The 12,065-nt window shown below is 43.6% G+C and carries 7 protein-coding genes and 2 pseudogenes; 1 reads left to right on the top strand and 8 read right to left on the bottom strand.

Annotated elements, in window-relative coordinates; genetic code table 11:
* Nucleotides 1-14: 14 nt before the first annotated feature.
* The 3 genes and pseudogenes from BDD26_RS19415 to BDD26_RS00240 form a co-directional block, all read right to left on the bottom strand.
* Nucleotides 15-206, bottom strand: a pseudogene (locus tag BDD26_RS19415) (hypothetical protein); the annotation flags it as partial.
* A gap of 54 nt (nucleotides 207-260) precedes the next feature.
* Nucleotides 261-2,057: a flotillin family protein gene (locus tag BDD26_RS00235; RefSeq protein ID WP_115827464.1), complete on the bottom strand. Its 1,797-nt coding sequence runs from the start codon at nucleotides 2,055-2,057 to the stop codon at nucleotides 261-263.
* Between the two features lie 158 nt (nucleotides 2,058-2,215).
* Nucleotides 2,216-2,539, bottom strand: a complete 324-nt coding sequence (locus BDD26_RS00240) for a hypothetical protein (protein WP_244922621.1) — start codon at nucleotides 2,537-2,539, stop codon at nucleotides 2,216-2,218.
* A gap of 480 nt (nucleotides 2,540-3,019) precedes the next feature.
* Between BDD26_RS00240 and asd the strand changes: the two genes are divergently transcribed.
* Nucleotides 3,020-4,126, top strand: a complete 1,107-nt coding sequence (asd, locus tag BDD26_RS00245) for an aspartate-semialdehyde dehydrogenase (protein WP_115827465.1) — start codon at nucleotides 3,020-3,022, stop codon at nucleotides 4,124-4,126.
* A 102-nt stretch (nucleotides 4,127-4,228) separates the two neighbouring features.
* Here asd and BDD26_RS00250 read toward each other — a convergent pair whose 3' ends face one another.
* From BDD26_RS00250 to dnaA, 5 genes and pseudogenes are all read right to left on the bottom strand, one after another.
* Nucleotides 4,229-5,023, bottom strand: a complete 795-nt coding sequence (locus BDD26_RS00250) for a hypothetical protein (RefSeq protein WP_115825243.1) — start codon at nucleotides 5,021-5,023, stop codon at nucleotides 4,229-4,231.
* A gap of 349 nt (nucleotides 5,024-5,372) precedes the next feature.
* Nucleotides 5,373-7,788: pseudogene (gene gyrB / locus BDD26_RS00255) on the bottom strand (DNA topoisomerase (ATP-hydrolyzing) subunit B).
* A gap of 18 nt (nucleotides 7,789-7,806) precedes the next feature.
* Nucleotides 7,807-8,898 (bottom strand): DNA replication/repair protein RecF, encoded by a 1,092-nt coding sequence (recF, locus tag BDD26_RS00260; RefSeq protein ID WP_038267123.1) that lies wholly within the window; start codon nucleotides 8,896-8,898, stop codon nucleotides 7,807-7,809.
* Between the two features lie 35 nt (nucleotides 8,899-8,933).
* Nucleotides 8,934-10,034, bottom strand: coding sequence for a DNA polymerase III subunit beta (dnaN, locus tag BDD26_RS00265; protein ID WP_115825244.1), 1,101 nt, complete (start codon nucleotides 10,032-10,034; stop codon nucleotides 8,934-8,936).
* Nucleotides 10,035-10,038: 4 nt separating this feature from the next.
* On the bottom strand, nucleotides 10,039-11,427 hold the full coding sequence (dnaA, locus tag BDD26_RS00270; protein ID WP_038267138.1) for a chromosomal replication initiator protein DnaA: 1,389 nt from the start codon (nucleotides 11,425-11,427) through the stop codon (nucleotides 10,039-10,041).
* Nucleotides 11,428-12,065 lie beyond the last annotated feature (638 nt).

Genomic DNA, 12,065 nt, shown 5'->3' on the forward strand with positions numbered 1-12,065 from the left:
TCTGGATATACAGATCAATTTTTTAACGCCTGAACACTCTCAACCAAATCAGCAAGTTGGGCAACAACCCGATCACCGACACTAGCATTATCACCGCCTGGTGCTTTATTGCGCATAAAATCGCGTTTTATCTGTTGCCAGCGTTGTTGTTGTTCTGGTGTCATGGTGCCACGGATCTCTGCTAATTTGAGTAAGTTCTCTTCTGCTCTTAAATATGAATGCTCACCGCCACGGGCAGCCGTGGCGGTGGGTGTTACTGACTACTCTTCTGAGTTATCTTTTTTCTGACTTTTTTTACTGCCGCTGAACATATTGACCAGAGATTGGACTTCCGGGTTTTGCAGCAGAGAGTTGAAATCGAGTTTTTGCTCTCCAGCCACTTTTTCGTCCACCTCCTTTTCTCCGGTTCCGTTATTACCTTTACCAGCCAGTAACTTATCTGCGGCAGATTTTACTAATGGACTTTTGTCTGCTACGCCATTAATCGCTTTGCCCACAGTGAGTGCTTTAGAGAAGGTATTGAAGAAGCTGCCGTCACCGCCCACGATATCGATGTTGGTTTTGCTAAGCGCTGTCGCCAGAACTTCCGCTTGCTCTTTGGCGATCTCTTTATTGGCGGCAATAGCAGACATCGCTTGTTCAAAGTTTTTCTCAAGCTGCATACGGAACTCTTCATGCTCACGTGCGGTATCGCTGAGATTACCCATCGCGGTGAATTTATCAGTCAGGCCATCAGCTTCTGCTTTCAGACGCTGGCGAATAATTTCAGCTTGTGCGGTACCCAACTGACCTTCACCACGTGCTTGTGCCGTCAATTTTTCTTCCAGTACTTTGGCTTCTGCCAGACCTTTTTCTTGTGTACCACGGGCTTCGGCCTGAGCCTGAATAATGGTGATCTGTTTTTGGCGATCTGCTTCAGAAACCATACGCACTTCCTTGATGCGTTCTTCTTCCTGGGCAACGGTTTTTTCTACGGCGACACGCTCACGAATAACGTTAGAAATATTTTTACGCTCTTCTTCCAGCGCTTTCTCTTTTTCAATGCGCTGGAGTTCAACTTCACGCTCACGGGCAACAATTTCCAATTCCTGTGCCCGAATGACTTTTTCCATTTCAATGGTGACGGCACGGGAGCGATTCTGTTGGGCAACTTCCACTTCACGCAGGCGATTCTCTTCGCAGATTTCGATTTCCTGCTGAGTTTGAATGCGAGCCTGTTCTGCTTTCAGGCGCTCTTCTTCTTTTACTTTCAGAGTCTCGGCGGCTTCACGAGCACGGATGCTTTCAATTTCACGTTTCTGGCGGGCTTCGGCATCAGCTTGCTGACGTTCTAATGCCAGACTGGCTTCACGGGTTTCCACGTTTTTCTTCTGGATGGCCAGCTCTTGATCCCGTTCTTTCTGGTTGGTTTCTATATTGTGAATGGCAGTGATTTCGGTAATTTTGCGAATACCTTCCGCATCGAAAATATTGTTTGGATCCAGCGAGTTTTTCGGGGTCTGTTCCAGATAGTCGATAGCAATATCTTCCAGAGCATAACCGTTCAAATCCTTACCGATAACATCAACAATGCGATCACGGAAGTTCTGCCGATCTTCAAACAGTTTTGCCAGTTCTAATTGTTTACCAACGGTTTTCAGTGCTTCTGAGAATTTGGCACTAAACAGGGTGTTGACGGCATTATGGTCAGATGCACGTTCAACACCGATGGATTTTGCCACTTTCAGTACATCTTCGGTGGTTTCATTGACTCGCAGGTAGAAAGCAACAGTAATGTCTGCGCGCAGGTTATCTTTACAGATCAGGCCATCTTTGCCCCGACGATCAACTTCCAGCGTCAGCAGGGAAATTCGCATCAATTCTTTTTTGTAAATAACGGGATAGACCAGAGCGCCAGTAAAATGAACTTTAGGCTGAGATGACATATCGTTGACGATCAGCGCAGTTCCCTGTGGTACTTTGATATAAAATGCTTTAAAAAGCCCGAAAAAACCCAGAATGACGATGATTATCGTTGCAATAATTATCAAAAACGGCATGAAATCAGCCAAATTAATATCTGACATATTTAAGTGTTTCTCCATTTTGTTGTAGGGCAAACTTGTTTGGGGTTAACGGAATACCCCAGAACTTAAGTTGCTATTCATCCATGACCGAAATATTGAGAGAGGCATGTCAGATAGCAAGTTTTACGGCAGTGGTGGAAAGTAACTTGTCACAATCTAAATTCATCTTCATTGGCGACCGTATAACTGTTAGTTGTGGCGTCATAACTGATCAGAACGACATTAAGTGCTCGCTGAAATAGCTCAGTGGCCAGCCAATCAGAGTAATGAGTGTGATCAGGAATTCCGGTCAGGCCGAGTTTCGTTAACCAGCCCGCCAGAGAGGTTGCATCGAAACTATCTACATCCATATTCAGAATATCAATATCAAACAAACCAAAAGCGGCACATATCCAATAAAACAAAATAATCAGTAATAGTCCGCTGAAGATAATAACTGGAAAAGCTAAACAGTTTTGTAAGAAAAGCGCCATTAGGATGCTGTCTCAAAACGGTGGTAGATAATTGTGAAATTATATTTAATTAAATCAAATTTAAGAATAACTTAATAGTTAAAAAAAGATATTTTTTGAATTTTCACCAGAGGAATTAATGGCTGTTATTTATATTCTTGCTAATAATAAAACAAAATCGTTTAATTTTTTGATTGGCTGTTATTCTGTATTGAAATCAGGGAAAACTACGGCGTATTTAAGATATAAATTCAGAAAGGGATATTAGTTGATATAATTTATTTATTAAATTATCAATTAATGAATTATTTTCTTGTAGCTAATTATATTTGCAAAGGAATACCTGAATAAATTTAGATATAGTTTAAAAATAGCACGCGGATTGCTGCAAGACGGTTAGTTTTGTAGCGCATAAATTTACTTGCACCTTTTCTCATATTTTGTCAGCTTTAGTACTGTCAGGGGTGCTGACAATGACTTTTTCAAGACAGGGTAAATATGATGAAAAGTGTAGGTTTTATCGGCTGGCGTGGTATGGTTGGCTCAGTATTGATGCAGAGAATGAGCGAAGAAGGGGATTTTAACCAGATCAATCCTGTTTTTTTTACGACTTCTCAACATGGACAACCAGCCCCAGAGTTTACAGGTAAATCAGGCGTTTTGCAGGATGCTTTTGATATTGAAACACTTAATGCGCTGGATATTATTATTAGCTGTCAGGGTGGGGATTATACCAATGAAATTTACCCTAAACTGAAAGCAACGGGCTGGCAGGGATATTGGATCGATGCGGCTTCTGCACTCCGCATGAATGATGATGCTGTCATTATTCTCGATCCTGTTAACCATCAACATATTCAGAACAGCCTGAATAAAGGGATTAAAACTTTTGTTGGCGGTAACTGTACTGTCAGCCTGATGTTAATGGCATTGGGTGGGTTGTTTTCCAATGATTTGATTGAATGGGCATCGGTATCAACCTATCAGGCGGCTTCTGGCGGTGGTGCCCGTCATATGCGTGAGTTATTGGTTCAGATGGGAATGCTGCATAATCAGGTTGCAGATGAACTGCAAAACCCGGCTTCTGCGATTCTGGATATTGAAAAGCGTGTAACGGATTTCACCCGTAGTGGCACATTGCCGACTGATCAATTTGGTGTTCCTCTGGCCGGGAGTTTGATACCGTGGATTGATAAGCAACTGGAAAATGGACAGAGCCGTGAAGAGTGGAAAGGCCAGGCGGAAACCAACAAGATTTTGAACACAGGTGATAACATCATTCCGGTTGATGGCCTGTGTGTCCGTATTGGTGCACTGCGTTGCCATAGTCAGGCATTTACCCTGAAATTGAAAAGAGATATTCCGATTCATGAAATTGAAACGCTGCTGGCATCCCATAATGATTGGGTTCGCGTGATCCCGAATGATCGCGAACTGACAATGCGTGAGTTAACACCGGCTGCGGTGACTGGTACTTTGAACACGCCAGTGGGTCGGCTGCGTAAGCTGAACATGGGGCCGGAATATCTGTCAGCTTTTACTGTCGGTGATCAGTTACTGTGGGGAGCGGCGGAGCCGTTGCGCAGGATGTTGCGGATTTTGTTGTAGAAATAGTTTAGTTATTGGAATAATACGATAGTTGAAATAGGCTGCCAATATAGTGAAGAATGCTTATATTGGCGGCGGTTCGTTTTGGAATTTCTTGTATCATTAGCATGATGCAGTATATCGATAACCTCCATGCTCTGGAGAGAATAACCAGGCTCCGCTGTTATTGGGATCTAACAGCATAGTACTTTCTGTATAATTAACAAATCCCATCCTATTATAAGCCCTTGAAAGATGAGATATTGCGGTCGTCAATTTTAATTTTCCATGATGGCCTGTTTGGTAGGACAAATTGACAGCTTTTTCCATCAATAAATAAGCACAATTTTGGATCCCTGGATGGATAATCAGGTAACTGACTTCAGGATAATATGGATAGTGATCATCTTCATTGTAGGTAAATAACATTATTCCAATGGGCATCATCAGAGAAGTCACTGAGTCTGTTGGAAAGTGAGTTGTATAACAGACAAAGTAGGTATAATTGCAACCTTGATATAAGGCACCATCTTTTTTTCTGATGCGGAATGATAAATTATCTTTCACTGTACATAACAGGCTATCTGTTATACAACATCTCAGATCCCATAATTCTTCGGTGGAAAGACTCGATTTTGCTTCTATATTATCTCTTCTTCGATATGTATTTTCGATATGTGACAGCCATCCATCCTGTTTAATTGAATTATATAATTTCTTGGCTGCTATTTCTGCTTCTTGCAATGTTACTTTTTTAACTATTGGAACATATCCATTTATCAATCTGGGGTTGTGATGATTAACATTGATATTCAATATATTTTTGGGTGGCAGAGTATGGAAAGAGTTTGAGCGGGATAAAGCTCCAGATGGTGTTTTGTGTATATAGCTATTAAAAGAAGAATTTCGTTTTAACATAATAATAACCTCAATAATAGAAATTGAATATGATTAATGAACTTAAGCTACTCTTAACATCTAGGTTCAATATGTTATATAAGAATTAAAATTTACTGATCTATATAATGAAAATGAAATTTTTCTTATATTCTTAATAAGATCATTTTTTGTTTTTATGACGAAATATCCTTAAATAATAGCTCTTTATCAGGGTAAGCAAATGAAGGATTTTTCAATTAATTTGAGAAGTAATATAAGACAGTTTTGGATGGTTTTCCAAGTAACCAATGAATATTTTATAGATAAATTTTGAACAGTCTTTTTTCCCGGATAACGTTTTAGTTATCCGGGGCAGGAGTCAGGAATATCAGATATCAATATTCGCCGCTTTCAGTGCGTTCTCTTCGATAAATGCACGGCGAGGTTCAACGGCATCACCCATCAGGGTGGTGAACAGTTGATCTGTCGCAATGGCATCTTTCACAGTGACGCGCATCATACGGCGAGTTTTTGGGTTCATTGTAGTTTCCCACAACTGATCAGGGTTCATTTCCCCCAGGCCTTTATAACGTTGGATAGAAAGACCGCGGCGTGACTCTTTGCTCAGCCATTCCAGTGCTTGCTCAAAGTTGCTTACTGCCTGACGACGTTCGCCACGTTCAATATAGGCACCTTCTTCAATCAGATTACCGATCAATTCACCCAGTTTGCTGATGCGGCGGTATTCGCCTCCGTGAATGAAATCGAAATCCAGATTGTAGTTAGTATCAACACCGTGTGTGCGGATGCACAGAACCGGCTCGTAAACCTGACGCTCGCGATTTTCATGGATTTGGTAGCTGTAAGTGCTGCCATGTTGTTCTTTGTCATTCAGACGAATAGTCAGTGCACTTACCCATTCTTCCACTTTGGTTTGATCGGTTAAGGCATCTTCGGTCAATACCGGATGGTAGATTAAGTTATTCAGTAACGCCAGCGGATACAAGCGTTCCATACGTTTGATTATTTTTTGAGTCGCATTGAATTCAGTTACCAGTTTTTCCAGTGCTTCGCCTTTCAGAGCCGGAGCATGTGGATTGGTGTAAAGTGATGCACCATCCAGTGCAATGGACATCTGGTAGGTTTCCATTGCATCATCGTCTTTGATGTATTGCTCCTGCTTGCCTTTTTTCACTTTGTACAGTGGTGGCTGAGCAATATAGACATAACCACGTTCAATGATTTCCGGCATCTGACGATAGAAGAATGTCAGCAACAGAGTACGAATATGGGAACCGTCAACGTCGGCGTCGGTCATGATGATAATGCTGTGATAACGCAGTTTATCCGGATTGTATTCATCACGGCCAATACCACAACCCAATGCGGTAATCAGGGTTGCCACTTCCTGTGAAGAGAGCATTTTGTCAAAACGCGCTTTTTCAACATTCAGAATTTTACCTTTCAGTGGCAGGATAGCCTGATTTTTACGGTTGCGCCCCTGTTTAGCTGAACCGCCCGCAGAATCACCCTCCACCAGATAGAGTTCGGACAGTGCAGGATCACGCTCCTGACAGTCAGCCAGTTTGCCCGGCAGACCTGCCAGATCTAATGCGCCTTTGCGGCGGGTCATCTCACGCGCTTTACGGGCAGCTTCACGGGCACGTGCTGCATCAATGATTTTGCCAACAACAGTTTTGGCATCGTTCGGGTTTTCCAGCAGATATTCCACCAGCTTCTCGTTCATCATCGTTTCAACCGCAGTTTTCACTTCAGAAGAAACCAGTTTGTCTTTCGTTTGTGAAGAGAATTTCGGATCTGGAACTTTAACCGAGATAACCGCGATCAGGCCTTCACGGGCATCATCACCGGTAGCACTGACTTTGGATTTTTTGTTGTAACCCTCTTTATCCATATAGCTATTGAGGGTACGGGTCATCGCTGTACGGAAGCCCACTAAATGGGTTCCCCCATCACGCTGAGGTATGTTGTTGGTAAAGCAATAAATGTTTTCCTGGAAGCCATCATTCCATTGCATGGAAATTTCAACACCAATACCGTCTTTTTCGGTGGAGAAATAGAAAACATTCGGATGGATCGGGTTTTTATTGCGGCTCAGGAATTCAACAAACGCTCTAATACCCCCTTCATAATGGAAGAGATCTTCTGTATTGGTGCGCTTGTCAACTAAACGGATGGAAACGCCGGAATTCAGGAATGATAATTCGCGCAGGCGTTTTGCCAAAATATCAAATTCGAAATCGGTGTTAATTTTGAACGTATCCATACTTGGCCAGAAACGCACAGTTGTTCCTGTTTGTTCTGTATCACCAACGACTTTCAGTGGTGCTTGCGGAACTCCATGATGGTAGGTCTGTTCATGTACTTTACCGTCACGACGGATAGTCAGTTCCAGTTTTTTCAGATAAGGCGTTAACAACAGAAACCCCTACGCCATGCAGGCCGCCGGAAACCTTATAGGAGTTGTCATCGAATTTACCCCCCGCATGCAGCACGGTCATGATGACTTCCGCTGCTGAAACACCTTCTTCTTCGTGTATGTCGGTAGGAATACCGCGGCCATCATCCTGTACAGAAACTGAGTTATCTGCATGGATTGTGACATTTATTTTGTCACAATGGCCTGCGAGGGCTTCGTCGATAGCGTTGTCAACAACCTCGAAGACCATGTGGTGCAGGCCAGTACCATCATCGGTATCACCGATATACATGCCTGGACGTTTACGAACAGCATCCAGCCCTTTTAATACCTTGATACTTGAGGAGTCATATGTATTCGACATCAACGTTTCTCGCTCATCTTAATCCTGTGGTTGAACCTCTATTTTGCCATGTTCTACGCGAAACATCCTGCTATTTACATCAATCATGTCTGCAACTTGCTCAGGAGTTATTGCACTGACAAACACCTGGGCTTGCGTAGATTTCAGACGCTCGGCTAATAAATTACGACGACCGGCATCCAATTCAGAGGCAAAATCATCAAGCAGATACAGGCATTTTTGCCCGCTCTGTCGGGTGAAATATTCACCCTGTGCTAACCTCAGGGCACACATCAGTAACTTAAGCTGACCACGTGAGAGCATATCTTCCACAGATATGCCGTCTGCCCTGATCCGCAGATCGGCTTTGTGGGGGCCGGATGCGGTATAGGTTAATGCTTTGTCGCGCTCAAACTGCCGCGCGAGCAGTTCTGCATATTCACTCTCTTTATCCCAGCCTTGTTGGAAAGAGATACTGAGAGTGAACTCAGGTAAAAACTGTTTGCAGGTTTTTTCAATATCTTCGGCAATACCTGCAATATATTCAGCCCGCCATTGGCTTATCTGGGTCGCAAGCGGTGCAAGCTCATGATCCCAGTGCTGGATCTGGTTATAACGGGTTATCTGCCGTAATGCCGCATTTCGTTGTTTTAGCAGCCTTTTCAGGTTGACCCAGGCAGTAAAAAAACGCGGTTCATTATGAAAACAACCCCAATCAATAAAAGCACGGCGGTATTTCGGGCCACCATTTAACAGCGTAAAACCTTCTGGTGTGATAAGTTGCATTGGCAGCATTTTTGCCAGCTCGGCAATTTTATGCCCATCACTGCCATCAATTCTGACTTTGCTGTCACCCTGACGGTTTTTGCTTAATCCAACCGACAGAGTTCGCTCATGGGACTGTTGCTCCAGCCTCCCATGAAGAATGAACTCCTCACAATCATGACGGATCACTCTCCCCGCCTGAATACTGCGAAAAGCGCGTCCATGGCCCAATGTGTAAATGGATTCCAATACACTCGTTTTGCCGCTGCCATTTGGCCCGACAAGAAAATTAAATCCCGTTGCCAACGGCAAATCGGCATTTGCGATATTACGAAAATCGCGGATCAACAGACGCGAGAGAATCATGAGCTATGAATTAATACTTGTTACAGGCGCATTTTTTACAGACGCATTGGCATCACGACATAAGTCGCTGCCTGACTGGCTGAATTCTCTATTTTTACACTGGATGTGGTATCCGTCAGCAGTAAACTGACTTGCTCGCATTTTAATGCGTTGAGGACATCCAATACGTAACTGACATTGAAGCCAATTTCCATTTCAGCGCCGTGATAATTGACGTCGACGATCTCTTCTGCTTCTTCTTGTTCCGGGTTATTTGCGGTAATTCGGAGCTGGTTTTCACTCAGGTAAATGCGAACACCACGGAATTTTTCGTTGGATAAAATCGCCGCCCGTGAAAATGCCTGTTTAAGCATGTCACAATTTGCTTCCAGTGTTTTATCAGGATTCTTGGGCAGGACACGACGATAATCAGGGAAACGTCCATCAACCAGTTTTGAGGTAAATATAAAGTCACCAACGTGGGCGCGAATATTGTTGCTGCCGATCCGCAATTGGAGTGGGGTATCTCCACCATCCAGTAATCGCATTAATTCAATGACACCCTTACGAGGGACAATCACTGAGTGTGAAGGTAAACTCTGGCCAATATTCATTGAACAGACCGCCAGACGATGGCCATCTGTAGCAACAGTACGCAGTTCTTCCCCTTCAGTTTCGAACAGCATACCGTTCAAATAATAGCGGACATCCTGATGTGCCATTGAGAATTGAGTAGACTCAATCAGACGTTTTAATGTTGCTTGTGGTAATGAGAATTCAACTTCGCTTTGCCAGTCATCCAGATTGGGGAAATCGGATGCAGGCAGGGTGGAAAGTGAAAAACGGCTGCGTCCGGAGCGAACCAGAATACGGTCACCATCCAGCTCAACGCTGATTTCCGCTCCATCAGGCAATCCACGCCAGATATCAAAGAATTTACGCGCGGGAATGGTGGTTGCTCCCTCTTCATGTGGCTGAGTGAGTGCTACCCGAGCCTTCATTTCCATCTCTAAATCTGTACCTGTCAGTAACAGGGAGCCGTCCGTCACCTGCAACAATAAATTGCCTAAAATAGGCAGGGTAGGGCGGCCACCTAAAGGGCTGCTGACCTGTTGCAAGGGTTTTAATAATTGCTCACGTTCAATGATAAATTTCATAGCGCTAGGAAGACAATGTTCTGATTAAGTTAGAAAAATCTTCTTTGATGTCATGACTTTCTTCACGCAGCTGTTCAATTTTACGACATGCGTGCAGTACGGTTGTATGGTCACGGCCACCAAAGGCATCCCCGATTTCAGGCAAGCTGTGATTTGTCAGCTCTTTTGCCAGCGCCATTGCCATCTGTCTTGGACGGGCAACAGAGCGTGAGCGGCGCTTGGAAAGCAGATCAGCAACTTTGATTTTGTAATATTCAGCGACTGTTTTCTGAATGTTATCAATAGTTACCAGCTTTTCCTGTAAAGCCAATAAGTCACGTAATGCTTCGCGTACAAAATCAATAGTAATCGCCCGGCCAGTAAAATTGGCGTTGGCGATGACTCTGTTCAAAGCGCCTTCGAGTTCACGGACGTTGGATCGCAGGCGTTTAGCTATAAAGAAGGCCACTTCCCCCGGTAGCTGAATCTGGTTTTCATCTGCTTTCTTCATCAGAATGGCAACTCGGGTTTCCAGCTCCGGTGGTTCAATAGCAACAGTTAGTCCCCAGCCAAAACGGGATTTTAACCGATCTTCAACGCCATTAATCTCTTTTGGATAGCGATCTGATGTCAGAATAATCTGTTGATTACCTTCCAGCAGAGCATTGAACGTGTGAAAAAATTCTTCTTGGGATCGCTCTTTATTAGCGAAAAATTGAATGTCATCAATAAGCAGGGCATCTACTGAACGATAATAACGCTTAAACTCTTCTATCGCATTGTTCTGCAAAGCTTTAACCATGTCCTGCACAAAACGTTCAGAATGCATGTATACCACTTTTGCATTGGCTTTACGTGCCATGATGCTGTTGCCGACGGCATGTAAAAGGTGGGTTTTACCCAGCCCTGTGCCTCCGTAAAGGAATAGCGGGTTATATGCTCCTCCCGGGTTATCGGCAACTTGTCTGGCTGCTGCCCTGGCGAGTTGGTTGGATTTACCTTCAACAAAGTTATCAAATGTATGTTTAGGATTCACATTTGAACGATAGGATAACTCCGGCTGCGCTTTTGCATTATCCCAGCTCGGACGTACAGATAAACTGGATGGAGCAGTAGCCACCGGCATATCAGCAATGATTTTCTGAGACGTAGACTGGCTCGGTGAAACAGGCTTATTACCTACTTCAAAACGCAGTAATGGTACTTCAGGACCACAGAAATCATTTAATAACAAGTTGATATTATTTATATATTTCTCTCTAACCCAATCCAATACAAAGCGATTGGGGGCATAGAGAGCCAACGTGTTATCACTTAGTTCTGCCTGAAGGGGTCGTATCCACATACTGAATTCTGTGGCAGGTAACTCATCCTGCAAACGGGCAAGACATTGCTGCCAAAGCGAAAGTGACACGGCAAACTCCCCTAAAACAAGACCAATAAAAGAAACTGGAATAATAGATACGTTATACTGGGCACAAGGCATTACTATTTACCGATGAGAACGTTACCGGGTAAGAACGTCTACCGATGAGATAGCTCGCAGTACCTTGTGGCGACTTTTACTTTCATCGCTCTCCCGACGATCCGTACAGCGAGATCGGAATCGTGACCAGTGATCATAACGCAAAAGACGATATAAATCCTCATTCTTTTACACAGCTTTGACGCTTTTTATCCACAGGGAGATCACCACGCTTTGGTACTCGTAGAATATAAAGCCCATAGAAGATACTGTAGTGTAATCATGGTATATAGCAAATCGCATTTAATTATCATTTAAAATTCAAAGGGAAAACAGCAGTATAATTATTGCTCAAATTCCAGGATCCGTGTTGGATCCTTGCGCTTTATTACACAGTCCGTATAATCTTGCACCCTGTGTGTAATGCCAAACGATTTTTTTCCGGCTGTGGCTGGTGGGAAGTCAGGGTTAACACCTTAGATAGCAAAATATTGGGTAGCAACAAGTCTGACACCGACTGAAACGCGGTCAGGCTCGCGTCATCTTGGATTGACTAAGGGTAGTACATTTTATTACAATCCTGCCTC

Origin of the sequence: Xenorhabdus cabanillasii, assembly GCF_003386665.1 — a bacterium.
Classification (GTDB): Bacteria; Pseudomonadota; Gammaproteobacteria; order Enterobacterales; family Enterobacteriaceae; genus Xenorhabdus; species Xenorhabdus cabanillasii.

Coding starts and splice junctions, on each gene's coding strand:
- BDD26_RS00240 (WP_244922621.1), bottom strand. CDS start 2,539: ATGGCGCTTTTCTTACAAAACTGTTTAGCTTTTCCAGTTATTATCTTC.
- asd (WP_115827465.1), top strand. CDS start 3,020: ATGAAAAGTGTAGGTTTTATCGGCTGGCGTGGTATGGTTGGCTCAGTA.
- BDD26_RS00250 (WP_115825243.1), bottom strand. CDS start 5,023: ATGTTAAAACGAAATTCTTCTTTTAATAGCTATATACACAAAACACCA.
- recF (WP_038267123.1), bottom strand. CDS start 8,898: ATGATTCTCTCGCGTCTGTTGATCCGCGATTTTCGTAATATCGCAAAT.
- dnaN (WP_115825244.1), bottom strand. CDS start 10,034: ATGAAATTTATCATTGAACGTGAGCAATTATTAAAACCCTTGCAACAG.